The sequence below is a fragment of the Kribbella sp. NPDC056951 genome, from assembly GCF_042674205.1.
In the GTDB taxonomy this organism is placed as follows: Bacteria; Actinomycetota; Actinomycetes; order Propionibacteriales; family Kribbellaceae; genus Kribbella; species Kribbella yunnanensis.
On sequence record NZ_JBHUQZ010000003.1, the window covers coordinates 965752 to 989834 of the forward strand.

General features: G+C 68.3%; 25 protein-coding genes. 17 read left to right on the forward strand and 8 right to left on the reverse strand.

Features of this window, described 5'->3' with window-relative positions:
• Positions 1–44: 44 nt before the first annotated feature.
• The 3 genes from ACFTSF_RS17675 to ACFTSF_RS17685 are packed head-to-tail and all read left to right on the forward strand — an operon-like array spanning position 45 to position 3063.
• The gene (locus ACFTSF_RS17675; RefSeq protein ID WP_380154837.1) at positions 45–2054 is read left to right on the forward strand and encodes a DivIVA domain-containing protein; all 2010 of its coding nucleotides are present in this window, start codon (positions 45–47) and stop codon (positions 2052–2054) included.
• Complete coding sequence (locus ACFTSF_RS17680; RefSeq protein ID WP_380154747.1) at positions 2054–2506, forward strand: SRPBCC family protein; 453 nt, start codon at positions 2054–2056, stop codon at positions 2504–2506. Before ACFTSF_RS17675 ends, ACFTSF_RS17680 begins: the two co-directional genes overlap by 1 nt.
• On the forward strand, positions 2503–3063 hold the full coding sequence (locus ACFTSF_RS17685; RefSeq protein ID WP_380154748.1) for a DNA-3-methyladenine glycosylase I: 561 nt from the start codon (positions 2503–2505) through the stop codon (positions 3061–3063). Before ACFTSF_RS17680 ends, ACFTSF_RS17685 begins: the two co-directional genes overlap by 4 nt.
• A gap of 213 nt (positions 3064–3276) precedes the next feature.
• On the opposite strand, the gene ACFTSF_RS17690 is transcribed toward ACFTSF_RS17685, so the two are convergent.
• Together ACFTSF_RS17690 and ACFTSF_RS17695 are read right to left on the reverse strand one after the other, a co-directional pair.
• Entirely contained in the window at positions 3277–4068 is a 792-nt protein-coding gene (locus ACFTSF_RS17690) for an enoyl-CoA hydratase/isomerase family protein (protein ID WP_380154749.1), read from the reverse strand.
• Positions 4069–4101: 33 nt separating this feature from the next.
• Positions 4102–4920 carry a PaaX family transcriptional regulator C-terminal domain-containing protein gene (locus ACFTSF_RS17695; protein WP_380154750.1) on the reverse strand — a complete coding sequence of 273 codons (819 nt, stop codon included), beginning with the start codon at positions 4918–4920 and terminating at the stop codon, positions 4102–4104.
• 164 nt (positions 4921–5084) lie between these two features.
• Here ACFTSF_RS17695 and ACFTSF_RS17700 point away from each other — a divergent pair, with 164 nt between their 5' ends.
• The 3 genes from ACFTSF_RS17700 (at position 5085) to ACFTSF_RS17710 (ending at position 8038) form a co-directional block, all read left to right on the forward strand.
• Positions 5085–5252, forward strand: a complete 168-nt coding sequence (locus tag ACFTSF_RS17700) for a DUF3117 domain-containing protein (protein ID WP_012923066.1) — start codon at positions 5085–5087, stop codon at positions 5250–5252.
• Between the two features lie 131 nt (positions 5253–5383).
• A complete protein-coding gene (locus tag ACFTSF_RS17705; protein WP_380154751.1) occupies positions 5384–6901 on the forward strand; it encodes a leucyl aminopeptidase family protein in 1518 nt (505 codons plus the stop codon).
• Between the two features lie 183 nt (positions 6902–7084).
• Positions 7085–8038, forward strand: coding sequence for a type IV toxin-antitoxin system AbiEi family antitoxin domain-containing protein (locus tag ACFTSF_RS17710; protein WP_380154752.1), 954 nt, complete (start codon positions 7085–7087; stop codon positions 8036–8038).
• Between the two features lie 119 nt (positions 8039–8157).
• On the opposite strand, the gene ACFTSF_RS17715 is transcribed toward ACFTSF_RS17710, so the two are convergent.
• The 3 genes from ACFTSF_RS17715 to ACFTSF_RS17725 all read right to left on the reverse strand — a co-directional run bounded on the left by ACFTSF_RS17715 (position 8158) and on the right by ACFTSF_RS17725 (position 11197).
• Positions 8158–9399, reverse strand: a complete 1242-nt coding sequence (locus ACFTSF_RS17715) for a hypothetical protein (protein ID WP_380154753.1) — start codon at positions 9397–9399, stop codon at positions 8158–8160.
• A gap of 69 nt (positions 9400–9468) precedes the next feature.
• On the reverse strand, positions 9469–10626 hold the full coding sequence (gene glgA, locus ACFTSF_RS17720; protein WP_380154754.1) for a glycogen synthase: 1158 nt from the start codon (positions 10624–10626) through the stop codon (positions 9469–9471).
• A gap of 19 nt (positions 10627–10645) precedes the next feature.
• The gene (locus ACFTSF_RS17725) at positions 10646–11197 is read right to left on the reverse strand and encodes a GNAT family N-acetyltransferase (protein WP_380154755.1); all 552 of its coding nucleotides are present in this window, start codon (positions 11195–11197) and stop codon (positions 10646–10648) included.
• Positions 11198–11333: 136 nt separating this feature from the next.
• Between ACFTSF_RS17725 and glgC the strand changes: the two genes are divergently transcribed.
• Genes glgC through ACFTSF_RS17770 form a run of 9 tightly spaced genes read left to right on the forward strand, consistent with a single transcriptional unit; the run spans position 11334 to position 19559 of the window.
• Positions 11334–12602, forward strand: coding sequence for a glucose-1-phosphate adenylyltransferase (glgC, locus tag ACFTSF_RS17730; RefSeq protein WP_380154756.1), 1269 nt, complete (start codon positions 11334–11336; stop codon positions 12600–12602).
• Positions 12599–13831, forward strand: a complete 1233-nt coding sequence (gene kynU / locus ACFTSF_RS17735; RefSeq protein WP_380154757.1) for a kynureninase — start codon at positions 12599–12601, stop codon at positions 13829–13831. Before glgC ends, kynU begins: the two co-directional genes overlap by 4 nt.
• Positions 13828–15123, forward strand: a complete 1296-nt coding sequence (locus ACFTSF_RS17740; RefSeq protein ID WP_380154758.1) for an FAD-dependent oxidoreductase — start codon at positions 13828–13830, stop codon at positions 15121–15123. The genes kynU and ACFTSF_RS17740 overlap by 4 nt, the downstream gene beginning before the upstream one ends.
• Positions 15120–16622: a 2-hydroxymuconic semialdehyde dehydrogenase gene (locus ACFTSF_RS17745; protein WP_380154759.1), complete on the forward strand. Its 1503-nt coding sequence runs from the start codon at positions 15120–15122 to the stop codon at positions 16620–16622. The genes ACFTSF_RS17740 and ACFTSF_RS17745 overlap by 4 nt, the downstream gene beginning before the upstream one ends.
• Positions 16619–17029 (forward strand): RidA family protein, encoded by a 411-nt coding sequence (locus ACFTSF_RS17750; protein ID WP_380154760.1) that lies wholly within the window; start codon positions 16619–16621, stop codon positions 17027–17029. The genes ACFTSF_RS17745 and ACFTSF_RS17750 overlap by 4 nt, the downstream gene beginning before the upstream one ends.
• Before the next feature lie 3 nt (positions 17030–17032).
• Complete coding sequence (locus ACFTSF_RS17755) at positions 17033–17551, forward strand: 3-hydroxyanthranilate 3,4-dioxygenase (protein ID WP_380154761.1); 519 nt, start codon at positions 17033–17035, stop codon at positions 17549–17551.
• Positions 17552–18544 carry an amidohydrolase family protein gene (locus tag ACFTSF_RS17760; RefSeq protein ID WP_380154762.1) on the forward strand — a complete coding sequence of 331 codons (993 nt, stop codon included), beginning with the start codon at positions 17552–17554 and terminating at the stop codon, positions 18542–18544.
• A complete protein-coding gene (locus ACFTSF_RS17765) occupies positions 18545–19267 on the forward strand; it encodes an alpha/beta hydrolase family protein (protein ID WP_380154763.1) in 723 nt (240 codons plus the stop codon). It abuts the gene before it with no gap.
• Positions 19268–19325: 58 nt separating this feature from the next.
• Positions 19326–19559 (forward strand): hypothetical protein, encoded by a 234-nt coding sequence (locus ACFTSF_RS17770; RefSeq protein WP_344151945.1) that lies wholly within the window; start codon positions 19326–19328, stop codon positions 19557–19559.
• Positions 19560–19606: 47 nt separating this feature from the next.
• Here the strand turns inward: ACFTSF_RS17770 and ACFTSF_RS17775 are convergent, their stop codons facing one another.
• Positions 19607–20296 carry an O-methyltransferase gene (locus tag ACFTSF_RS17775; protein ID WP_344151948.1) on the reverse strand — a complete coding sequence of 230 codons (690 nt, stop codon included), beginning with the start codon at positions 20294–20296 and terminating at the stop codon, positions 19607–19609.
• A gap of 152 nt (positions 20297–20448) precedes the next feature.
• Positions 20449–21231, reverse strand: a complete 783-nt coding sequence (locus tag ACFTSF_RS17780; protein ID WP_132410249.1) for a DeoR/GlpR family DNA-binding transcription regulator — start codon at positions 21229–21231, stop codon at positions 20449–20451.
• A 101-nt stretch (positions 21232–21332) separates the two neighbouring features.
• On the opposite strand from ACFTSF_RS17780, the gene ACFTSF_RS17785 reads away from it, so the two are divergent.
• A complete protein-coding gene (locus tag ACFTSF_RS17785) occupies positions 21333–22226 on the forward strand; it encodes an SIS domain-containing protein (protein ID WP_380154764.1) in 894 nt (297 codons plus the stop codon).
• 138 nt (positions 22227–22364) lie between these two features.
• On the forward strand, positions 22365–23234 hold the full coding sequence (locus ACFTSF_RS17790; RefSeq protein ID WP_344151955.1) for an alpha/beta hydrolase: 870 nt from the start codon (positions 22365–22367) through the stop codon (positions 23232–23234).
• A gap of 42 nt (positions 23235–23276) precedes the next feature.
• On the opposite strand, the gene ACFTSF_RS17795 is transcribed toward ACFTSF_RS17790, so the two are convergent.
• Complete coding sequence (locus ACFTSF_RS17795) at positions 23277–24083, reverse strand: hypothetical protein (protein ID WP_380154765.1); 807 nt, start codon at positions 24081–24083, stop codon at positions 23277–23279.

The window sequence follows — 24083 nt, forward strand, 5'->3', positions numbered from 1 at the left end:
GATTGTGCGGGTGACTGGATCGGCATGGCACGATCGGACCCGTGATGTGGTTCTTCGGGTTGATCGTGGTGTTGTTGATCGGGGCTGTCGCCGTCGTGGCCTCGGGACGTTGGGGTGCCATGAGCCCGGCGTACGACGACCGCCCCGACATGACTGTGCCCGCGCGGCAGGCGCTGACCTCGACCGAGATCGAGTCGGTCCGGTTCGCCGTCGGCCTGCGCGGCTACCGGATGGACGAGGTCGACACCCTCCTCGAACGAGTAGCCCGCGAAGTCGCCGAACGCGACCGCCGGATCGCCGACCTGGAGCGAGCGGTCGCCCCCATCCTCGATTCCCCCGACGGCGACGGCTTCGCCTCCCGCACCCGCTACACCCCCGCCGACTTCGACGACACCGGCTCAACGCCGCCCATCATGGTCGGCGGCGACTTCCCGTCGGTACGCGACACCGCCGAACAACCCGCCGTACCAGCCGAGCCGGAGACGCCCGCCCCGGCCGAGCCCGCCGTGCCGGCGCCTGGTCCGGCCGAGTCCGCCGTACCGGCACCTGCACCAGTCGCGGCCGCCCCCGGCGTCACGCTGCCAGTAGTCGGAATCCCGGCACCGCAGCCGACCGCCGAAGCCGCGCCCCCGCCTGCCACCGAGCCGACAGCTTCGGAGTCCGCGCCCTCCACAGCCGCCTCCGAAGCGGCCAACGAGTACGAGCGCCTCCAAGCCGAGGCCCGCGCCCTCCTGGAAGCCACCACCGGCAGCCTCCCCGCCATCCGCCCAGCCACAGAGCGCCCCACCCCAACCGACCAGCCCGCGACTGAGCGACCGGCCTGGTCGGCGACCGAGCAGCCCGCTCCGGCGGACGAGCAGGCCGCGCCGGCGACGGAACCGCCCGCCTCTCCGGCGACTGATCAGTCCGCCTCGGGAACCGAGCGGTCGGCCCCGCAGGCACCCGACGCCCTCGGCGCCCCGGCCCCAGCAGCCGAAGACTCCTGGTTCCAGCAGCCCGCCCAACCGGCGCAGCAGCCCACGGCACCCACACAAGGCGCGCCCGCGACTCAGCAGTTCCAGGATCCGGCCGCGCAAGGTGCTTCGGCTCCGCTGCGGTTCCAGATGCCTGGCGATACCGAACTGGCGGCCTATCAGCAGCCCGACCAGCCGACATCTCCTGCACAAGGTGCCCCCGCTTCCCAGCAGCCCGCACAGGGTGCGCCCGCTCCCCATCAGTTCCCGGAACCCACCGCGCCCGCACAAGGTGCGCCCGCTCCGGAACAGTTCCAGCCCGGCCGGACCGAGTCGGCGTATCAGCAGCCGGCCCAGTCCACGCCGTACGAGCAGCCGACTCAGCCTGCGCCGTACGTGCAGCCGGTTCAGCCTGCGCCGTACGAGCGGTCGGCTGAGTCGACGCAGCACGAGCAGTCCGCGCCGTACGAGCAGCCGGAGCCGGGGGCGTTGGCTCCGGGGCAGCAGTTCCCGAGCCCGGGGTCGTCCGCGCCGACGCCGTACCAGCAGCCGGCCCAGCCACCGCACCAGGCCGCCGCGCCCCAGCAAGCCCTCCAGGCACCGCAGCAGCCCACCGTGCCCCAGCAGGCACCTCAGGCGCCGCACCAGGCTCCTGCGCCCGAGCAGGCTGCTGACCACCAGAGCCAGGGACAGGCGGCGGGCTATCAGCAGTCGCAGGGACAGCCCTCGCCGTACCAAGCGCCGCAGGGGCAGCCCGTTCCTCGACAGCAGGGCCAGTCGTCGCCGTACCAGGGTGTTGAGCAGCAGTCGCCGTATCAGCGACAGGAGTGGCAGCCCTCGGCGTACCAGGAGCAGGCGGCTTCCGGCCAGCAGCCGCAGGGTCAGACCTCGCCGTACGAGCAGTCCGGCCAACAGCCTGCGGCACCTCCGCAGGGACCGCCGATGCCTCATTGGGTGCAGCCGGGTGGCAACGGGCAGCAGGAGGGGCCGGGAGACGAGCAGGAGGGGTGGCAGAGGTGGGAACCACCTGCGGGCGATCCGGGGGCTCAGGGGCGGCACAGCGCGCCTCCGGAGCAGTCGGCGTACCAGCGTCCTAGCTGATGACACCCGACGGCAGCTGTCACGCCGAGGCGAGTATCGAACTCGAGCTGGACCTGCAGGACGCCTGGGATGTCGTCGCGGACTGGCCGCGACAGTCGCGCTGGATGTTGTTCACACGGGTCTGGGCAACAGACCAGGACGGCAGAGGGATCGGCGGCGGAGTCGCGGCGCGCACTTCTGTCGGTGGCATCGGGTTCACTGACGACATGGTCATCACACACTGGGATCCGCCGAACGAGTGCACGGTCAAACACCTCGGCAAGATCGTCCGCGGCACCGGCACCTTCGCCGTCGAACAGACGTCAAAAGGATCCAGCGTCTTCACCTGGTCCGAGGACGTGATCCCACCCTTCGGCAAACTCGGCCGCCTGGCCTGGCCGATCGTGCGCCCCGCGTTCGAGGTGATGATGCGGATCTCGTTGAAGCGGTTGGTCAAGGAGGTCGCGGCATGACGGTCATCGGCGACGACGGGCAACCGCGATGCGGCTGGGCGACTTCGGCACCGGAGTACGTCGAGTACCACGACACCGAGTGGGGTAAGGAGATCCGCGACGACCGCGGGCTCTTCGAGCGGATGACCCTCGAGGGGTTCCAGTCGGGGCTGTCGTGGATCACGATCCTGCGGAAGCGGGAGAACTTCCGGACGGCGTTCGCGCACTTCGATCCCGAGGTGATCGCGAAGTTCGGCAGCGACGACTTCGATCGGCTGATGGCCGATCAGGGCATCGTGCGCAACCGGCTCAAGATCAACGCGACGATCTCGAACGCCCGCGCCCTGCTCGAGCTCGACGAGGGCGCGTTCACCGAGCTGCTGTGGAGCTTCCAGCCGGCCACCCAGAAGGTGCCGCAGAAGCTCGGCGACGTGCCCGCGACAACACCGGAATCGGTCGCGATGTCGAAGGCCCTGAAGAAGAACGGATTTGTCTTCGTCGGGCCTACAACGGCGTACGCATTGATGCAGGCGACAGGCATTGTGAACGACCATCTGGCCACCTGTATCGCCCGCTGACCAGGGCGTTTGCATACCCCAAATGCACGTGCATAACGCACGAAATCGTGCAATTCGCGTTGACTGAAAGACAAACGGCTGAACGAGTTGTGTTCCGGGCACGGAACGTGATGTGGTGTTCAGCGGACTCCCCGTCTGTCAGGTGGTTGTCCGGTCGTGACTCGCCCGACCGGAAAGCGGCCGGGGAGTCCACCAACGTGAGGAGGCCGACCTTCACCGCCCGGTGAAGGTCGGCTTTTCCTTGGCCACGAACGACGCGACCGCGTTCTTGTGATCCTCGGTGTCGCCGGTCAGTTGCATCTTCTCGGCTTCGAAGACGAGCGCCTCGGCCAGCGTGTGTGTGGCCGAGTAGGCGAGCGACTGCCGCACCGATGCGTAGGCAACCGTCGGCCCGGCAGCGAGCTTCGCGGCCAGCTCAGCAGCGGCCGCCTCCAAGCCGTCAGCCGGCACCACCGACGTCGCCAGGCCGAGCTCGAGCGACTCCGCCGCCGGCACGGTCCGCGGGAAGTACAGCAGCTCCAGAGCCTTCGCCTGACCGATCAGTCTCGGCAGCGTCCACGAGATCCCGGTGTCGCACGACAGCGCGATCCCGGTGAACGCGAGGTTGAACCCGGCCGTGTCGGCCACGATCCGGAAGTCGCACGCGAACGCGATCGACGCGCCCGCCCCGGCCGCCACCCCGTTGATCGCAGCGATCACCGGCTTCGGCATCTCGGCCAGCGCCAGCGCGATCGGCGCGAAGTGGTCCGGCACCGTGCTCCAGAGGGCGTCCGTGTCGTTCGCCTGCAGCAGCCCGATGTGCTCCTTGAGGTCTTGCCCGACGCAAAACGCCCGCCCGGTCCCCGTCAGCACCACGACCCGTACGGCGTCGTCCGCGGCCGCAGCCTGGATCGTGTCGCGCAGCAGCACCTTGGTCGGGGTGTCGAGCGCGTTCATCGCGTCCGGCCGGTTCAGGGTGATGGTGGCGACACCTTCGGACACGCCGTACGTGACAGAGTCACTCATCGTGGTCAGCTCCTTGACGGTGGGTGAGGAAATTCAGTGCGTTGTCAGGCAGTCGTCGACGAAACGCCCGGCCGCGGGGCCCAGTCGTTCCGCGTGGAAATCGAAGTATGCGGCGGCCCGCGTCCCGGCCCAGCCGGCCGGCAACAACTCGTCCGGCAACCCCGGATCGAGGAACAGGAACTTGCGCCACTCGTGCACGAGTTCGGAGCGGACGGCGAACGCCTGCTCGTCGGTGGTGCCGTCCCCGGCCGCGTCGACCAGGGCCTTGGCTTCGATCAGCCAGGCGTCGTACGACGCGCCGAGCTCGTCGAGTTTCCAGACCCGCCGGGCGAACTCGATCGCTGACGAGTCGACCGGCGCCCGGAACCGGTCGGCGGTGATCCCTTCGACCTCCAGGATTTGGTCGACCTCGCTGTCGTTGCGCAACCCGACCCAGGCGCCGTCCGACAGCGGAGCCCAACCCAGGAAGGCGAGTTGGCTCGCCAGCTGATCGCGGCGGCGGGCGTTCGGGACCTCGTGCAGGATGCCCAGATGCCAGTGCCGGTCCCACACCTCGACCCCGCCCGGTACGCCGTCCGGATGGGTGCCGTCGGCCCCGGTTCGGTAGATCCGCGCGGCCGCGTCGTCGAGGCGGCGGCGCGCCCGGGCCGACAACGCATATCCGGGTTGACCGTCGATCCGGACCGGCTCCAGCCAGGCCTGCCGGACCATCCGCGACACGGCGGTCCGGACAGCCGGCGGATGAACGCCCAGCGGTGCGAGCAGGCGCACGAGCGCGGCCACCGGTGCCCGCGCTCCACGCGCGCGCAGGTGGTCGCCGTACAGGTCGAAGAGGGCTGAACGGGCGTGCACAAAACCCGAGTCTGCCGTATGGTGCGCGCCTTCGGCCTGTGATCGGGGATAATGGGTCGGGATACACACTGCGATACGCGCCGACGGCGCATCACCGCACGGCGCCGGCGACGGTTGTCCGCGCGGTGTCGTCGCTCAACACCGAACTGGGAAGGGGTGCGCGCATGGCGGCGATGAAGCCGCGGACGGGCGATGGTCCGCTCGAGGTCACCAAGGAGGGCCGCGGGATCGTGATGCGGGTTCCGCTCGAAGGCGGCGGCCGGCTCGTGGTCGAGCTGAACGCCGACGAGGCGACCGAGCTCGGTAACGCACTGAAGGCCGTCGTCGGCTGACCGACTCTCCGGGGTGCCTTCCGCACCTCTGTCATTTCCTACGACCCCGGTGGGTGCCTTTTCTGGTACCGGCCGGGGTCGTTACGGTTGGCCAGCAGTTTCTTTGACACTTGACCAGTGAGGACCCTCCAGTGGCTCGCCGCACCAGCACCTTCGTGTACCCGACGATTCCGGCCGTGGATTGGCAGCCGGGCCTGCCGGTGCACGGCGCACCGACGTGGGTGGTCGTCGTCGGGTCGAGTGGGTTGCCGGCGGCGGCGAAGGAGGCGAGCGAGCGGCTCGGCGTCGATCTGACCCGGCTGCTCGAGGTGCAGCAGGAGGCCGGCTTCAGCGCGTCGGCCGGTTCGACGGTGGCCTACCCGCTGCTGGCCGGCGAGGTCAGCGAGGTGCTGCTGGTCGGCGCCGGTGACGGGACCGCGAAGGAGCTGCGGCACGCCGGCGCGGCGATCGCCCGGTTCGGCCGCGGCAAGGACGAGCTCACCACGGTCGTTGCCGAGGGCATCGACGACCAGGCGCTGCAGGCCTTCGCCGAGGGCGTCGTACTCGGCTCGTTCAGCTACACCCTGAAGACGGTCGACAAGGGCAAGCCGGTAGCAGGCCGGGTCACCCTGACCGACGGCTCCACGGCCGAGCGACAGGCCGTCCTCGACCGCGGCATCGTGATCGGCCGGACCGGCTGGCTCGCCCGGCAGTTCGCGATCACCCCGTCGAACGAGAAGGACCCGGCCTGGCTCGCCGCCCGCGCCACCGAGTTGGCCAACACCACCGGCCTTGAGGTGACGGTCTGGGACGAGAAGAAGCTCGCCGCCGACGGGTTCGGCGGCATCCTCGCGGTCGGCCAGGGCTCGACCCGCCCGCCCCGATTCATCCGGATGGACTACGTCCCCGACGGCGCCACCGACAAGACGCCGTACGTCGTCCTGGTCGGTAAGGGCATCACCTACGACACCGGCGGCCTGTCATTGAAGCCGCGCGAAGGCATGGTGTCGATGAAGCGCGACATGACCGGCGGCGGCTCGGTGATCGCAACCCTGTCCGCCCTGCGCGAGCTAGGCGCGAAGGTCCGGGTCACCGGCCTGATCTGCTCGGCCGAGAACATGCCGTCCGGTTCGGCGTACCGCCCCGACGACGTGATCCGCCACTACGGCGGCCGCACCACCGAGGTCAAGAACACCGACGCCGAAGGCCGCCTGGTGATGGCCGACGGCCTCGCGTACGCCGTACAGGAGCTGAAGCCCGACGTCGTCGTCGACATCTCCACCCTCACCGGCGCGATCAAGGTCTCCCTCGGCGCCATGCTGTACGGCGGCCTGTTCGCCACCGACGACGCCCTCGCCGACAACCTCACCGAAGCCGGCCGCGTCTCCGGCGAAGAGCTCTGGCGAATGCCCCTGGCCGACCAGTACCAGGACCTCATCGCCACCCCCATCGCCGACGCCGTCAACTCCTCCAAGGGCCCCGGCTCCATCACCGCCGCCCTCTTCCTCAAAGCCTTCACCGGCACCACCCCCTGGGCCCACCTCGACCTCTCCTCCATCGCCGAATCCCCCGCCGACCGCCACGAATACTCCGCCGGCGCCACCGGCGCCGGCGCCCGCCTCCTAACCACCTGGCTAACCACCAACTCCCCCACCGCCGGCATCGCCTAACCCCCACCCCGCCGCCCCGCCCCCGCCCCCGCCTCGTTTGGTGGGTGCACCCACCAAATGGGAGGTTCCCACCCCGGAATTTCGGCGGGGAACCTCCAGGCTGGTGGGTGCACCCACCAAAGTTGTCCACAGGTCAGAGGCGAGGGCGAGCGGGGGTGGGGCGGGAAGGCCGATGCTTGGGGAATGAACCCAGAGTTGACGCGCGTTGCGGCGCGACAGGGCGGTGTGTTCAGCCGCCTGCAGGCGATGATCGCCGGATATGCGCCGGATCAGATTCGGGATCGTCTGAAGGACGGCCGGTGGGAGCGACTTCGGCACGGGCAGTACGCCGAAGCCGTCGACCTGCGCAATTCGGAAGCGTGGGACCGGCACGTGTTTCGCCATCGACGACTTGTTCATGCCGCGGTGAACGCGATGCGTCCTGGGTCGGTGGTGGTCAGTCACTACTCGGCGCTTCTGCTGCACGGCATACCGGTCTGGGGTGCTGATCTGGAAGAAGTGCAGCTGACCCGCCTGACCGGGCGAAGCAGGCTGAAGGCAGGCACGAGGCATCACGAAGGGCAGCTGACACCTGCGGAGCTGACGGAAGTCGATGCCCTGGTGGTGACCTCGGTCGAACGGGCTTTGGTGGAGAACGCCAGCAGAGCCTCGTTCGAGGCTGCCGTGGTCAGTGCCGATGCAGCCTTGCGGCGGCCCCAGGTGAGCGCCGAGGTTCTTCGACGGCATCTCGAGACGACCGAGTGCTGGCCAGGTAGCCCGACGATCAGGTCAGCTATCGCCTTCGCCGACCCGCTGTCCGAATCGGTGGGAGAGTCGCGGCTGCGGGTGGTGATGCGCAACGAAGGCTTGCCTCGTCCCGTCCTGCAGGCAACCTTCTCGGACGACGTCGGGTTCATCGGACGCGTCGACTTCTACTTTCCCGACGAGAACACGATCGTCGAGTTCGACGGGATGGTGAAGTACACCGACGGATCGGCCACGACGCTGATCCGCGAAAAGCTTCGTGAGGATCGTCTGCGAGCGCTGGGGCTGGAGATTGTCCGCATCACGTGGGCGGACCTCGAGCATCCTGCGCGTACGGCGCTGCTCATCCGCCAGGCATTCGCCCGCGCCCGTCGTACCCGCCTCGCTGGCTGACGGCCGCGCCTGTCTTCGTGGGTGCAACCACCAGTTGGGAGGTTCCCACCCCGGAATCTCGGCGGGGAACCTCCTACGAGATGGGTGCACCCACCAAATGGCGGTGACGGAAGTTAGGGCTACGGGGTCCAGGTGCGGAGGATTTGGGGGTAGGCGGTGTGGGCGGTGCCGAAGTGGTTTACGGGGCCCATGGAGTGGGTGGTGACGGTGGCGCGGAGGGTGGTGGCGCAGGCGGGGGCGTTGGTGGGGACTACGTCGGTGTCTTTGGTGCCGGTGTAGAAGTGGATGGGGGCGCGGGTGGTCCAGTTGTGGCAGATCTGGTCGGCGTCCTGGAGGGCTTGGCGGAAGTGGGCGGTGGGGTGTTTGAGCTTGGCCAGGAACTGGTTGGTGAAGAGCTTCGCCGGAGTGTCGGGGAGGCCTGCGACGATCTCTTCCTCGGTGTGGGTGCCGTCGAGTAGGCCTTCGACGGTGTCGGCGTACGGCGGGCGGAAGGCTTCGCGCGGGTTGTTGTAGAGGCCGACGGTGCGATCCCAGGCGGTGGTGAAGTAGGCGAGGTACATGGTGGCGACGTGGGGCTCGACCTCGCCGGTGAAGACTGCGGGGAGCTCGACGTCGAGGAGGTCGTAGGGGCCGGCTACGCCGCGGATTTCGCCTAGGCGGAAGGAGCCTGCTTCGCCGCGGGTGAGGGCTCGGCCGACGCCCAGGGTGGCGCGGCCGCCCTGAGAGAAGCCGGTGACCAGTACATCGCGCTTGAGGGCGACGCCGTGTCGGGTGGTGAACGTGCGGGCCGCGAGCAACAGATCGATCGAGGCGCTGGTCTCGGTGTTCGTGTCGATGTAGGGGTGTTTGCCCGGGCCGAGTCCGAGGCCGAGGTAGTCGGGGGCGATGGCTGCCAGGCCGGTGCCGGCGAAGAGGGCGGTGATCAGGCGGTCGGTGGACTCGGGGTCCACGGAGGCGGCGTACGCCTTGGTGGCGGTGGTGCCGTGCAGGTACTCCGCGACGGTCAGGGCGCCGTGGCGGCCGTCCGGCAGTACGACGATGCCGCTGGCGGTCGTCGGTCGGCCGTTGGGGTCGATGGTGCGGTAGATGAGCCGGTAGGCGGTGACGTCGTACCGGGATTTCGGCGTGCCGACGAAACCGGCGTCGGTGGCGGCTGCGTCGAGGTCGGCGGCTTTGAGCTTGGCGACCTCGACTGCGGAGACGAGCGAACCGCGCACCGCCGTCCGCTCGGCAAGGGCGGCCTGGGCGACGGCGGCCTGGGCCAGGGACGGCTGGGTGACGGCGAACGCGGTGAGTGGCGCCGCGAGCAGCGCGCCGATGGCGAGCGTGGCGGGGATGATGCGGATCGCACGGGATGTCATGCATCCAGCCAACCGTCAGCGGTCGCTCGCCACCATCAGGCCAACCCCCGAATCAGGGTAGGGATATCCCTACCCTGCCAAGGAGCTGTACAGCTCGACCGTCCGTTCGGCGACCGCGTCCCAGCCGAACTGCGAAACGGCGCGTTCGCGACCTGCCTTGCCCATCGCCGCGGCCTTGGACGGGTTGGCGACCAGCTCGTTGATGCCGTCGGCGAGTTCGCGCTCGAAGGTGTCGATGTCGTTCTCGTCGTACCGGACGAGCGTCCCGGTGACGCCGTCGTCGACGACCTCCGGGATACCGCCGACCGCGCTGGCGACGACGGCTGTCTCGCAGGCCATCGCCTCGAGGTTGACGATGCCGAGCGGCTCGTAGATCGACGGGCAGCAGAAGGCGAGCGCGTGCGTGAGCACCTGGCGGACGTCTTCGCGCGGCAGCATCTCGGACACCACGAAGACGCCGTCACGTGCAGCCTTCAGGTCATCGATCAGCGCGTCCGTCTCCGCCTTCAGCTCGACCGTGTCGGCCGCACCGGCCAGCAGCACGAGCTGCACCGACGGGTCCAGCCGCAGCCCTGCACGGAGCAGATGCGGCACACCCTTCTGCCGGGTGATCCGGCCGACGAACGTCACGTACGGCCGGCTCAGGTCGACCCCGAGCCGCTCCAGCACGTGCGTCGACGGGTCCGGGTGGTAGAAGTCGGCGTCGATCCCGTTCGAGATGACATGCACCTTGGCCGGGTCGATCGACGGGTAGCAGGCCAGTACGTCGTCCCGCATCCCGCGGCTGACCGCCACCACCGCATCAGCAGCCTCGTACGCCGTTTGCTCGGCCCAGCTCGACAGTCGGTAGCCACCGCCGAGCTGCTCGGCCTTCCACGGCCGGCGCGGTTCCAGCGAGTGAGCGGTCACCACGTGCGGGACGCCGTACAGGAGCTTGGCCCAGTGACCGGCCATGTTCGCGTACCAGGTGTGCGAGTGCACGAGCTGTGCCGCGCCGACCGCCGCAGTCATGGTCAGGTCGGTGGAGAGGATCCGCAGCGCCGCATTGGCGTGGGGGATCCGTGGGTCGTCCTCGGAGTGCGCAGTCGCGCCCAGACGTGGCTCACCCATGCAGTGCACGTCGACATCGAGCAACCGGCGCAACTCGCGCACCAGGAAGTCGACATGCACCCCCGCCCCGCCGTACACGTCCGGAGGAAACTCACGCGTCAGAATGGCGACCTTCATAAAGTCCGACGATAAGTCATCAGGACGTGTGTGTAGCGACCCAGAACCGCAGCTTCCCGTGTCGCTCGTCCTCCAGCTCCCCACCGGCCGCCTGGATGACCTTCCGCGACGCCAGGTTGCCCGCGTCGCAGGTGACCAGCGCCGGGTCGATGCCGAGCCCGGCGACGAAGGGCAGCGACTGGACCAGCATCTCGGTCGCGTAACCGCGGCGCCGGGCAGACGGGCGGACGCAGTACCCGATGTGGCCGCCGAGCTCCAGCAGCGGCGGAGTCAGCTCGTGCCGGATGGACATCCGGCCCAGCCACTCGTCGCCGTCGACGAACCACAGAATCGAGTGCGGAACGATGTCAGGTGCCAGTACGGCGTCCGAATCCGCACCGGCCCGGGCCTCGGCGACGAACCGCTCGAACTCGGCCGGATCCACCAGGTCCTCGCGGGACCAGGTCTCCTCCTCGCCGCCGATGTACGTCCGCCCACCCATCCACCGGCCCTGCAGCTCAGGCTCCAGCTCGTCCCACGCCTCCAGGAACGACCTGTGGACGGTGACTGTGGGTTCGACGAGCGTTGGCATCCGTCCAGTGTCACTCACACCCGGTGAGGAACGAGTGGTGAACGGTGGCGGTCGGGGTGGTGAGCTTCGGCATGCTTCAGTCTCGCGACACTCGCACCCGCTTATGTGTCGGGGCTGCCGGGGCTAAGGTGCGCACATGGCAAAGGCGCCCAGAGTTCTCGGAATCGTACTGGCCGGTGGTGAGGGGAAGCGGCTGATGCCGCTGACGGCGGACCGGGCCAAACCGGCTGTGCCCTTCGGCGGCAGTTATCGGTTGATCGACTTCGTGCTGTCCAACCTGGTGAACGCAGGGATCCGAAGTCTGTGCGTACTGACGCAGTACAAGTCGCACTCGCTGGACCGGCACGTGACGATCACCTGGCGGATGTCGACGTTCCTGGGCAACTACGTCACCTGTGTGCCGGCTCAGCAGCGTCTGGGCCCGCAGTGGTACCAGGGCAGCGCGGATGCGATCTACCAGTCGATGAACCTGATCAACGACGCCAAGCCTGACATCATCGTGGTGTTCGGCGCGGACCACGTGTACCGGATGGACGCCTCCCAGATGGTGGCCGACCACATCGCCCGGGGTAACGGCGTCACCGTCGCGGGTATCCGGGTGCCGCGGGCCGAGGCGTCGGAGTTTGGTGTCATCAAGACCGCCGACGACGGCCACACGATCGCGGAGTTCCTGGAGAAGCCCGCTGACCCGCCTGGGCTGCCGGACTCGCCGGACGAGACGTTCGCGTCGATGGGCAACTACGTGTTCAGCGCCGACGTGCTGGTGGAGGCCCTGCGCAAGGACGCGGCCAATCCGGCGTCCCGGCACGACATGGGCGGCGACATCGTCCCGATGCTCGTTGCCGAGGGCAAGGCCGGGGTCTACGACTTCAAGGACAACGACGTGCCCGGTGCGCTCGACCGGGACCGCTCCTACTGGCGGGACGTCGGTTCGCTGGACTCGTACCACGAGGCGCACATGGATCTGGTGTCGATCCAGCCGGTGTTCAACCTGTACAACTCCGACTGGCCGATCTTCACCTCGCACCCGCAGCTGCCCGGTGCGAAGTTCACCGACAACGCGACCGTCAGCGAGTCGATCATCTGCCAGGGCTCGATCGTGTCCGGTGCGACCGTCGACCACTCCGTGCTGGGCTCCAACGTGAAGGTCGGGGCCGGTGCGAAGGTGGAGCGCGCGGTGATCATGGACAACTGCACGATCGGCGCCGGTGCGGTGCTGAAGAACGTCATTCTGGACAAGAACGTGGTGATCCCGCCGGGTGTCGAGATCGGCATCGACCAGGACTACGACCGGCAGCGTGGCTTCACCGTCTCCAAGGGCGGCGTCACGGTGCTCGGCAAGGGCCAGGTGGTCGACCCACCCGCCGTACGGGCTGTTGAGGAGCCGGAGGTCGCCGAGGCATGAGCCGGGAGGCGGAGGCACACGCACTGGACGCCGCCGACCCGGGACACCGGGAGCTCTTCGACATCCCACCGGTGCACGAGGGCCCCTACCCCGAGGTCGCGTACTTCGCGGGGAACTCGCTCGGGCTGCGGCCGAAGGCGACCCGCACCGAGCTGCTCGCGGACCTGGACTCGTGGGCTGCTCTCGGCGTCGAGGGCCACCTGGAGGGTGAGCGGCCCTGGCTGCCCTACCACGAGCTCCTGACCGGACCGGCGGCGCGACTCGTCGGTGCGTTGCCGAGCGAGACCGTGGTGATGAACTCGCTGACGGTCAACCTGCACCTGCTGATGGTGTCGTTCTACCGCCCGACAGCGTCGCGGTACCGGATCCTCATCGAGGACTCGGCCTTCCCCTCGGACAGCTACGCCGTACAGTCCCAAGCACGCTTCCACGGGTACGACGACGCTGTCGTCCGTCTGAAGCCCAGACCGGGCGAGGACTGCCTCCGTACGGCGGATGTGATCGAACAGCTCGGCGATGACGTGGCAGTGGTGCTGCTCGGCGGTGTGAACTACCTGACCGGTGAGCTGATGGACATCCCCGCCATCACCGCGGCCGGCCAGTCGGCCGGTGCAGTGGTCGGCTGGGACCTGGCTCACGCGGTCGGCAACGTACCGCTGGAGCTGCACGAGTGGGGCGTCGATTTCGCGGCCTGGTGCTCGTACAAGTACCTCAACTCGGGCCCTGGCTCGCTGGCCGGAGTATTCGTGCACGAGCGGCATCTGGGTGGCGACCTGCCGCGGTTCGAGGGCTGGTGGAGCACGGAGGCCGCTACGCGGTTCGAGATGACGCCGTACTCTCGACCGCCGCAGTCGGCGGACGCGTGGCAGGTGTCGAACCCGCCGATCTTCTCGATGAGTCCGGTACGCACCTCCCTGGAGATCTTCGACCGGGTGGGCATCACTGCACTGCGTGAGCGCAGTCTGCGGCTGACCGCGTACTTGGAGACGCTGCTCGACGTCCCGATCATCACTCCGACCGATCCGGCGCGCCGAGGCGCACAGCTGTCGCTGCGGATCGGCGGTGCGCTGACTGCCGGTGGGCTGGCCAAGCGGCTACGGTTCGAGTACGGCGTGATCGCGGACGCACGCGAACCAGATGTGCTGCGACTGGCGCCGGTGCCGCTGTATTCGACGTACCACGACTGCTGGCGCGCAGCGGCAGCGCTGGCCGAGGTGATACCGGGATGAAGGTTGCGATCGTCGGAGCCGGGCTGACCGGCAGTCTGCTGGCCTGCTACCTGGCCAAGCGTGGACTGACGGTGACCCTGTACGAGCGTCGTCCGGATCCGCGCGTGGCTGCGGCCGAGCGCGGCCGGTCGATCAACCTGGCCATCTCCGAGCGCGGACTGGATGCGCTGCGCCGGATCGGGCTGGACACCACGGTGATGGCCGATGCGCTGCCGATGAAGGGCCGGATGATCCATCCGGTCGCCGGAGCGCTCGACTTCCAGCAGTACTCGGCCAGTGGCGACCGAGCGATCAACTCGATCAGCCGGGGCGCGTTGAACAACGCGCTGCTGACAGCAGCTACGGCGGCCGGCGGCGTGACGGTGGAGTTCGAGCACCGGTTGTGTGAGCTGGACTCGGCAGCTGGGCGGATGGTGTTCCAGACGCCGTCTGGGAAGGTGTCGGTCGCGGCGGACGTGGTGCTGGGTGCAGACGGCGCCGGCTCGGCAGTGCGCGAGCAACTGCTGACCGAGGGCATTGTTGCCGAGGACGTCGACTTCCTGGACTACGGCTACAAGGAGCTGTCGATTCCGGCAGTGGACGGCGAGTTCGCGCTGGACCCAGGTGCGTTGCACATCTGGCCGCGTGGGACGTCGATGATGATCGCCCTGCCGAATCCGGACCGCTCGTTCACGTGCACGCTGTTCTGGCCGGCCGGTTCGTTCGACGCGCTCACCACGGCAGAGGCGATCATCGGGTACTTCGGTGAGCACTACCCCGACGTGCTGCCGCTGGCACCGGATCTGGTCGACGACTACCTGCACAACCCGGTCGGTGTGCTCGGCACTGTTCACACGCTGCCCTGGCAGGCGCACGGGCGGACCGGTCTGATCGGCGACGCAGCACACGCCATCGTGCCGTTCTACGGCCAGGGTGCGAACTGTGCGTTCGAGGACGTCGTCGAGCTGGACCGCTGCCTGGACGACACAGGCGGTTCGTGGGCCCGCGCACTCCCGCTCTTCGAGGCACGCCGGCGCGAGAACACCGAAGCCATCGCCGACATGGCCCTGAACAACTTCATCGAGATGCGCGACAAGGTCGCCTCCCCGGTCTTCCGCCTCACCAAACAGGTGGAACACACGCTGGAACGCCTACTGCCGGGCCGATACGTCTCCCGCTACGAGCTCGTCTCCTTCAGCACCACGCCGTACGCGGAGGTGCAGCGAAGAGTGCACCGCCAACACCAGTACGTCGGTCTGGCGGCGGCAGGTCTCGTACTGGTCGTACTGAGGTTGTTGAGGAGGCGCAGGTGACGCTGTGGACGCCTGAGCTGCTCACTGGCCAGCCCACCTCGGTGGGGCTCCTCCGGCACTTCGTGGGTGGTTCCTTCGTGGAGAGCTCCCGCAGGTTTGCCAAGGTGAGTCCGGTGACGGGGGAGCAGATCTTCGAGGTGTGCGAGGCGGACGAGTCCACCGTGGATGCGGCGGTGGAGGCGGCTCGTGCGGCTCTTAAGGGCCCTTGGGGTCGGATGTCGGAGCAGGAGCGGGCTAGCGTGCTGCGGCGCGTGGCGGACGAGCTGGAGCGGCGGTTCGACGATCTGGTCGCGGCTGAGGTTGGTGACACCGGGAAGTCGATCAGCCAGGCGCGCACGCTCGACATCCCGCGTGGTGCGGCCAACTTCCGCGCGTTCGCGGACTTCGCGACCACCACGCCCACCGAGTCCTACACGACCACGCTGGCGGACGGTCGCCGGGCGCTCAACTACGCGGTCCGCAAACCGGTCGGTGTCGTGGCGATCGTCGTACCGTGGAACCTCCCGCTCCTCCTGCTGACCTGGAAGGTCGCACCGGCGCTTGCCTGCGGCAACGCGGTGATCGTCAAGCCGTCCGAGGAGACGCCGTCGTCGGCCACCGTACTCGCCGAGGTGATGGCGGCGGCCGGCGTACCGGATGGGGTTTTCAACCTCGTGCACGGCCTCGGCCCGGCGTCGGCGGGGGAGTACCTGACCCGCCACCCGGGGATCGACGCGATCACCTTCACCGGTGAGTCCGCGACCGGTACGGCGATCGCCAAGGTGGCCGCGGAGCGGGTCAAGTCGGTCTCGTTCGAGCTGGGCGGCAAGAACGCCGGCGTGATCTTCGCCGACGCCGACCTGGATGCGGCTGTCGAGGGTTCGGTCCGCTCGACTTTCACCAACGGCGGCCAGGTCTGCCTCTGCACCGAACGCCTGTACGTCGAACGCCCCGTGTACGACGAGTTCTGCGCCAGACTCGCGTCCCGGGCCGGCGAACTCACCTACGGCTGGCCCGCCGACGAGGCCACCGTGAACATGCCGCTGATCTCCAAACAGCATCGCGACAAGGTCCTTTCGTACTACGACCTCGCACGCGCCGAAGGTGCCGACGTACTCACGGGTGGCGGGGTACCGTCGTTCGGTGATGCCCGCGACGGTGGTTGCTATGTGCAACCGACGGTCGTGACCGGGCTGCCCGCGGATGCCCGGACGAACCGCGAGGAAGTGTTCGGGCCGATCTGCCACATCGCGCCGTTCGACACCGAGGACGAGGCGTTCGCGCTGGCCAACAACAGCGATTACGGGCTCGCGGCAACGGTTTGGACGCGGGACGTCGGGCGCGCGCATCGAGCCGGTGCGGCGCTTGAGGTTGGTCTGGTCTGGGTCAACACTTGGTTCGTGCGCGATCTGCGGACGCCGTTCGGCGGGATGAAGTTGTCCGGGGTCGGGCGCGAGGGCGGACGGCATTCGTTCGACTTCTACTCCGAACCGACCAACGTCTGCGTGGAGCTGTCATGACAGTTGTTGCAGGTAAGGCGAAACCGCGCGGACGGTTCCCGCACGTGAAGGTGTCGGGCGGATTCGCGTTCGTCTCCGGTACGTCGAGCCGGCGGCCGGACAACACGATCGCGGGCGCGTCGGTCGACGAGCTCGGCACCACGACACTCGACATTCGCGAGCAGACGCGCGCCGTACTGGAGAACATCCGCGACATCCTCAAGGCGGTCGGCGCGGACCTCACCGACCTGGTGAGTGTGACGACGTACCTGGTGTCGATGAACGACTTCGGTGGGTACAACGAGGTCTACGGTGAGTACTTCGACGAGACCGGGCCTTCACGCACGACAGTTGCTGTCCATCAGCTGCCGCATCCCCAGCTGCTGATCGAGATTCAGGCCGTAGCGGCGATCCCGTCTAAGGAGTGAATGATGGCCAACTTGGAGTCGACGAGCTTTCCGGAGTGGATCGAGGAGAACAAGCATCTGCTGAAGCCGCCGGTCGGCAACAAGCAGATGTTCCCGACCGGGGACGACTTCATCACGATGGTGGTCGGCGGGCCGAATCAGCGCACCGACTTCCACGTCGATCCGTACGAGGAGTTCTTCTACCAGATCAAGGGTGAGCTGCGGGTCAACGTGATGACCGAGGACGGTCCGGCGACCGTCGAGGTCAACGCGGGTGAGATGTGGGTGCTGCCGCGCAACATGCCGCATTCGCCGCAGCGCGGTCCGGACTCGATCGGCCTGGTGATCGAGCGAGTCCGGGAGCAGGGCACGCTGGAGAAGTTCCGCTGGTACTGCGGTGAGTGCAGCGCGATCGTGCACGAGGTCGAGCTCCAGGTGACCGACATCGTCGCCGACCTGCCACCGGTCTTCGCCGCCTTCTACGAAAGCGAAGAAGCCCGCACCTGCCCTTCGTGTGGTGCCGTCCATCCTGGCAAGGCGTAAGTGGCTGTAGACGTCCACACCCACCTCGTCCCCAAGGGCTGGCCCGATCTCGCGGCCGCCTGTGGGGGCGAGGGGTGGCCGTGGCTGCGGGTGGACTCCGAGCGGGCCGCGATGATCATGGTCGGCGAGACCGAGTTCCGCCCGGTCGGTCCGCAGGCCTGGGACACCGCCGTACGGCGTGCCGATATGGATGCCGATGGCATCGATCTCCAGGTGGTGTCGCCGACCCCGGTCTTCTTCGGCTACGACCGGCCGGCTGACCAGGCGGTCAAGCTGGCAAGGATTTTCAACGACCGCACGCTGGAAACGCTGGCCGGTGATGAGCGGTTCGTCCCGTTCTGTCAGGTGCCGCTGCAGGATCCGGACGCGGCCTGCGCCGAGCTCGACCGTTGTCTCGACGCCGGGCACGTCGGGGTCGAGATCGGTAACCACGTCGGGGACAAGGATCTCGACGACGCCGGGATCGTTGCCTTCCTCAAGCACTGCGCCGAGACCGGTACGCCGGTTCTCGTGCACCCGTGGGATATGCCGGGCGGGCCGAGACTCGACCGCTGGATGGCGCGCTGGCTGGCCGGGATGCCTGCCGAGACGCATCTGTCGATCATCGCGATGATCCTGGGCGGGGCGTTCGACGTACTGCCGGAGTCGTTGCGGATCTGTTTCGCCCACGGGGGCGGGAGTTTCGCGTTCTGGCTCGGGCGCTTGGAGAACGCCTGGCACCGGCGTGGCGACATCGTGCGTGGTTGCTCAGAGCATCCACCCTCGCACTATCTGAATCGGTTCTTCGTCGACACAGTGGTGTTCGAATCAGCGCCTTTGCGGCTACTTGTCGATACCTTGGGAGAAGACCGGGTACTGGTCGGCAGTGACTATCCCTATCCACTGGGTGAGCGACCGGTCGGGGAGGTGGTGCGGAAAGCCGGCTTCCTGACCGTGGAGCAGCAGCAGAAGCTGTTGTCGACGAACGCGACGCGCTACCTCGGGAGGCGTTGAATGAGCGAGGACCGATCGGTTCTGACCCGCTCCGCCCGTGAGCCTGACGAAGAGCTCCGGTACGGCGACGACGCGGACCACGTGATCGACCACTGGCACGCGAAGAACCCGCGCCCGCTGGTCGTCTACATCCACGGTGGATTCTGGCGCCCGGAGTACGACCGCATGCACGCCCGGTCACTAGGCGCCGCCCTCGCCGACCTCGGCTGGCCGGTCGCCTCCCTCGAATATCGCCGCGTGCCCGGTGAACCCGACGTCACCACTTCAGACATCCGTACGGCGCTCGACCGGCTCCCCGACCTGGTCGACGTACAGTCCGGCTACGTGCTGGTCGGGCACTCCGCAGGCGGTCAACTGGCGCTCTGGGCCGCCGCCACGCTCAACCCGGTTCGCCTCCGCGGTGTGGTCGCTCTAGCCCCAGTCGCCGACCTGCTCCTGGCTGACCAGCTGATGCTCGACAACGGCGCCGTACAGGACTTCATCGGCAGCGGTGTCCGCAACGACCTGGACCCGGTCCACCTCCCCGCCCCCATCGCCTCGGTGTCCATCCTGCATGGCGTCAACGACTCAGTCGTCCCCGTGCAGGTAGCGGAGTCCTACTTCACCGCCCACCCCACCTCCCGCTTCAACCGAGTCCCAGACTGCGGCCACTACGAGCTGATAGACCCCGAAACAGACCCCTTCAACGACCTGACCACCGAACTGGCACGCCTCACCACGTAGTGACCTGGTTGCTGGATAGGTTCGTTTTAGGACTAGTCCACAACTCGGGAGAATCTGAATGCGCAAGTTGATCGCTGCCCTCTGCCTTGGCGCTGCCGCCGTAGCCGTCGCCCCTGCCGCACCGGCTCTCGCACAGGTGCAGGGAGCGCCGCAGCATCGGGGCCACTTCGTACTTGAGTCGGAGTGCATCCGCGAGGGCAACCGAATCCTGCAGACCAGCCCGCGGGCCGAGACCTACGAGTGCAGGCCGTTCGCGCTGGGCGGGTTCGACCTGTACGTGACCTACCGCTGACGTCAGCTCTTCGAACGCGCCGCCGGGTCTCCCGTGCGGCGCGTTTGTCAGTTCAGGCGCTTGGTGGCGGTGAGGAGGCCTTCGGAGGTGGGGAGGAGTGCGGAGACCAGGTCGTCGTCTTCCCGGACTGCGCGGATGAGGTCGCGCAGGGCGGTGGTCTCGGGGTCTCGGTGGGCCGGGTCGGGGACTCGGCCGCCGGTGAGGATGCCGGCGAACACGACGATGCCGCCGGGGCGCAGGAGGCGGAGAGCCTCGTGCAGGTAGGCGGTGTTCTCGCGGCGGTCGGCGTCGCAGAAGACCAGGTCGTAGTGGCCGTCGGTGAGGCGGGTGACCACGTCCAGGGCGGCGCCGGCGATCAGGCGGAAGCGGTTCGAGGTGATGCCGGCGTCGAGGAAGGTCTTGCGGGCCAGGCGCTGGTTCTCGGCGTCCAGGTCGACCGTGGTCAGGGTGCCGTCGGTGCGCATGCCGCGGAGCAGGGCCAGGCCGGAGACGCCGGTGCCGGTGCCGATCTCGACCACGGCTTTGGCGCCGACGGTGGCGGCCAGCAGGCTGAGTGCGGTCGCCGAACCGGAGCCGATCGCGCCCACGCCACTGTCCGCGGCGCTCGCCCGGGCACCGGTGACGACCTCGTCGTCTCCGATGTAGTCCTCGGCGTACGCCCAGGAGCTCGGGTCGATGCCGCTGGCGATGATGCCCTCCCGTGGGTCTGCGGGGTAATCCGCTGCTGCGCTGCTCATGCTGCCGAGAAGCCTAGCGGCACCGGGTCCGGTTTCCCCGCCTCCCGCGCGGAGATTGCGCAGAACTGCTCATTACAACAAGCGCGCAATCAGATATGATCGTCCTACCAAGGCAGAGCTCACCTAGGACAAGGAGGTACGGCGAGATGGCGCTAAGCGCGGATGACGTCGATGCCGGCTTCCTTGAAGACGGTCAGCTGGCTCTCGTCGGCCTGGGCGTCGGTGACCAGGGTGTCGATCTCGCTCAGTTCGCAGATCCGGGCGAAGGCGCGCTGGCCGAGTTTCGAGGAGTCGGCGACCACGACGACCTTGGCGGCCCGGCTGACGATCAGCTGGTTGATGTTCGCCTCGCCCTCGTGGTGGGCGGTGGCGCCGGTCTCGTCGATGCCGTCGACACCGATGAAGGCGATGTCCAGCGACAGGTCGGCGAGGATCCGGTGCGACAGCGGCCCGATCATCTCGTAGGACTGCGGCCGGGCCACGCCGCCGGTGAGCACCATCTTCACGTGCGGCCGGACGATCAGCTCGTTGGCGATGTTCAGCGCGTTGGTGACGAGAGTGAACGCGGGCTCGCCGTGCTCGGCCGACAGCTCCGGGCGGGTGGCCAGCGTGCGCGCCACCTCGGAGATCGTCGTACCGCCGTTCATCCCGATCACCATGCCGCGCCGGACCAGCGTGGCCGCGGCCTGCGCGATCCGCTGCTTCTCGGATGCGAAACGCGCAGTCTTGTAGCGCAGCGGCAGGTCGTACGACACCGCGTTGGCGACGGCGCCACCCCGGGTCCGGGTGAGGAGCTGCTGCTTGCCCAGGTGGTCGAGGTCGCGCCGAATCGTCGCCGCGGACACGTGCAACTGCTCGGCGAGCTCGTCGACGTCGATGGCGCCCTTCTCGGCGAGCGACTCGAGCAAGGTGTTGAGGCGTTCATAACGCTTCACCCTGGGCTCCTCCTTCACACAATCGGTCAGCCGGATGGCGGCCGGTTGGCACCATTCGATCACGTTCGAGCAGTTTCGACCATCAGAAGTGCGGAGACGACATGACCCAGACGCCCGATGAGAGCCCTTTCGTGACCGCTGAGATCGCCACCCAGCCTGCGCTTTGGCGCCGGGTCGGCAGCGGTTTCGCGCAGTACGGTGACGCGTTGCCGAAGGCCGGCCAGCGTGTCGCAGCGGTCGGTTGTGGCACCTCGTGGTTCATGGCGATGGCGTACGCCGCCCTGCGCGAGGACCTCGGTCAGGGCGAGACGGACGCGTTCGCCGGTTCGGAATTCCCCAAGGACCGCCAGTACGACGTCGTGGTCGTGATCAGCCGGTCCGGTACGACGACCGAGGTGCTCGACCTGATCCGGTCGACCGACCTGCCGACGGTGGCGATCACCGCGACCCCGGGTTCGCCGATCGTCGAGCTGGCCGATCACGTGATCATTCTGGACTTCGCCGATGAGCAGTCCGTTGTTCAAACCCGGTTCGCGACCACCACGTTGGCGCTCCTCCGCGCATCCCTCGGCCAGGATCTCGAGCAGGCCGCTGCGGATGCGGAGACCGCTCTGAGCATCGACGTCGACGAACTGGCCAAGCTGGAGCAGCTCACGTACGTCGGCACGCGGTGGACCGTCGGCCTGGCCCACGAAGCGGCCCTGAAGCAGCGCGAGGCGGCCTCCGCGTGGACCGAGGCCTACCCGGCGATGGACTACCGGCACGGCCCGATCGCGATCGCGCAGCCCGGCCGTGGCGTGTGGATCTTCGGTGAGGCGCCGGTCGGCCTGCTCGACGATGTCGCCGCCACTGGCGCCACGATCGTGCACCACGCCGAGCTGGACCCGCTGGCCTCGCTGGTCGTCGCCCAGCGCGTGGCGGTTGCGAAGGCGCTCGCGCTCGGCCTGAACCCGGACCAGCCGCGCAGTCTGACCCGCTCGGTGATCTTGTCCTGAACAGTGCACGGATCTTCGCGGCCCGCCGTTGACCCAGGGTAGTCGAGTGATTACCTTGGGCGCCGTGGGCCGCCTTACCACCGAGTAGGCCGGTGGTGGACAGGCGGTTCAGCCGCCCGTTCCACCGAAGGAGTTGCCGTGCGCGCATTCCGCCGTCGTCCGCTGCAGATCTTCCTCGCCACGCTGTTCGCCGCCGCCGTACTGACCCCAACCACCGGGCATGCGGCCGCCAATCCGTACGAGCGCGGTCCCGACCCGACCAACGCCAGTATCGAAGCACCGCAAGGCCCGTTCGCCACCGCGACAGTGACCGTTCCGCCGTCCGGGGCGCGCGGTTTCGGCGGCGGCACGATCTACTACCCGACCAGCACCAGCGAAGGCACCTTTGGTGCGGTCGCCATCTCACCCGGTTTCACGGCGACTCAGTCGAGCGTTGCCTGGCTAGGACCACGGCTGGCCTCGCAGGGCTTCGTGATCATCACGATCGACACCCTGTCCCGCTTCGACTCACCGGCCAGCCGTGGTGACCAGTTGCTGGCAGCGCTGGACTACCTGACCACCAGCAGCTCGGTCCGGACGCGGATCGACGCGAGCCGCCTCGGCGCGATGGGGCACTCGATGGGCGGCGGGGGCTCTCTGGAGGCTGCCAAGGACCGGCCGGCACTCCAGGCCATCGTCCCGCTGGCCGGCTGGAACACCACGAAGAACTGGTCACAGGTCGCCGTGCCGACCCTGGTCGTCGGGGCCGAGAGCGACACCACCGCCCCGGTCAGCAGCCACTCCGAACCGTTCTACACCAGCCTGCCGGCCACCCTCGACAAGGCGTACCTGGAGCTGAACAACGCAAGTCACTCCGCTCCGACCTCGCCGAACACGACGGTCGCGAAGTACAGCATTTCCTGGCTGAAGCGCTTCGTCGACGACGACACCCGCTACGAGCAGTTCATCTGCCCCGGACCTGGGGCGAGCACAACTGTCGAGGAGTACCGCTCGACCTGCCCGTTCTGATCTGGCCCGGCCCGGCCGCACGAGGCGGCCGGGCCTTGCCGGCTAGAACCAGGCGTGGCTGGTGACCGCGTGCTTGAGCTGGGCCTCGCTCAACGGCGGATGCGTGGATAGGTTGGTGCCGCCCTTGGTGGAGTAGGTGTAGGCCATGACAGTGATCTCGTAGTGGTCCTTGGTGATCAGCGTGGCCGAGTTGGCCTGGCCGCCGCCGTCCACCGCAGGCTCGTCGCCGTGCGCAGACAGCAGGAACGTCCCGTCGGGGCGCTCGTTGCAGGTGACCGCTGAGCGGCCGGCGCCCGCCGCATCCAGGTGGATCTCGTCGCAGCGCTCTGCCGGAGTGCCGTCGTAGGCGGTGAACATGGCACTGACGAGGTAGCCCTTCCACAGGAAGTGGGCGATCTGGGCCTGCCGACCGTCGTCGATGATCCGGCCGGTGCGCTTCTCGGCCTGGGTGATCTTCCCGGGGTAGATGTGGGCGAAGGCGCCTGGCAGGTTCGCGGCTTTGACCGGGATATCGGCCTGCGCTGGTGGTCGGGGCAGGGGTTTGTCGCTTGGCTTGCCCTTGGGTGGGACCGCGGTTGCCTTCGTGCTGGTGACGGCAGGCGCCGGGGCGCCTGCTGGTGCGATCCCGTTGCCGCTGGTGCTGGTGGCGAGGGGCAGTGCGACGCCCACGATGCCGGCCACGCCGACGGCTGCGGCGAACGCCGTACCGATGGTGTGCAGGCGGTGTTTGGCGCGGCCGCGGGCGATGCCGCCGCGGACCAGTTCCGCGACGTCCACCTCGACGTCTGCCGTGGTGTCGTGGAACAGCGTCGTGACGCGGTCGTCAGCGGCTGTCTTGTCGTCGTACAT

Bases quoted from the DNA above. Each gene is read 5' to 3' on its own strand.
- ACFTSF_RS17725 (WP_380154755.1), bottom strand. From the start codon at position 11,197: ATGCCAACGCTCGTCGAACCCACAGTCACCGTCCACAGGTCGTTCCTG.
- ACFTSF_RS17755 (WP_380154761.1), top strand. From the start codon at position 17,033: ATGGCCAACTTGGAGTCGACGAGCTTTCCGGAGTGGATCGAGGAGAAC.
- ACFTSF_RS17770 (WP_344151945.1), top strand. From the start codon at position 19,326: ATGCGCAAGTTGATCGCTGCCCTCTGCCTTGGCGCTGCCGCCGTAGCC.
- ACFTSF_RS17795 (WP_380154765.1), bottom strand. From the start codon at position 24,083: ATGTACGACGACAAGACAGCCGCTGACGACCGCGTCACGACGCTGTTC.
- ACFTSF_RS17690 (WP_380154749.1), bottom strand. From the start codon at position 4,068: ATGAGTGACTCTGTCACGTACGGCGTGTCCGAAGGTGTCGCCACCATC.
- glgA (WP_380154754.1), bottom strand. From the start codon at position 10,626: ATGAAGGTCGCCATTCTGACGCGTGAGTTTCCTCCGGACGTGTACGGC.
- ACFTSF_RS17750 (WP_380154760.1), top strand. From the start codon at position 16,619: ATGACAGTTGTTGCAGGTAAGGCGAAACCGCGCGGACGGTTCCCGCAC.
- ACFTSF_RS17710 (WP_380154752.1), top strand. From the start codon at position 7,085: ATGAACCCAGAGTTGACGCGCGTTGCGGCGCGACAGGGCGGTGTGTTC.
- ACFTSF_RS17765 (WP_380154763.1), top strand. From the start codon at position 18,545: ATGAGCGAGGACCGATCGGTTCTGACCCGCTCCGCCCGTGAGCCTGAC.
- ACFTSF_RS17685 (WP_380154748.1), top strand. From the start codon at position 2,503: ATGACGGTCATCGGCGACGACGGGCAACCGCGATGCGGCTGGGCGACT.
- glgC (WP_380154756.1), top strand. From the start codon at position 11,334: ATGGCAAAGGCGCCCAGAGTTCTCGGAATCGTACTGGCCGGTGGTGAG.
- kynU (WP_380154757.1), top strand. From the start codon at position 12,599: ATGAGCCGGGAGGCGGAGGCACACGCACTGGACGCCGCCGACCCGGGA.
- ACFTSF_RS17775 (WP_344151948.1), bottom strand. From the start codon at position 20,296: ATGAGCAGCGCAGCAGCGGATTACCCCGCAGACCCACGGGAGGGCATC.
- ACFTSF_RS17680 (WP_380154747.1), top strand. From the start codon at position 2,054: ATGACACCCGACGGCAGCTGTCACGCCGAGGCGAGTATCGAACTCGAG.
- ACFTSF_RS17785 (WP_380154764.1), top strand. From the start codon at position 21,333: ATGACCCAGACGCCCGATGAGAGCCCTTTCGTGACCGCTGAGATCGCC.
- ACFTSF_RS17700 (WP_012923066.1), top strand. From the start codon at position 5,085: ATGGCGGCGATGAAGCCGCGGACGGGCGATGGTCCGCTCGAGGTCACC.
- ACFTSF_RS17715 (WP_380154753.1), bottom strand. From the start codon at position 9,399: ATGACATCCCGTGCGATCCGCATCATCCCCGCCACGCTCGCCATCGGC.
- ACFTSF_RS17675 (WP_380154837.1), top strand. From the start codon at position 45: ATGTGGTTCTTCGGGTTGATCGTGGTGTTGTTGATCGGGGCTGTCGCC.
- ACFTSF_RS17740 (WP_380154758.1), top strand. From the start codon at position 13,828: ATGAAGGTTGCGATCGTCGGAGCCGGGCTGACCGGCAGTCTGCTGGCC.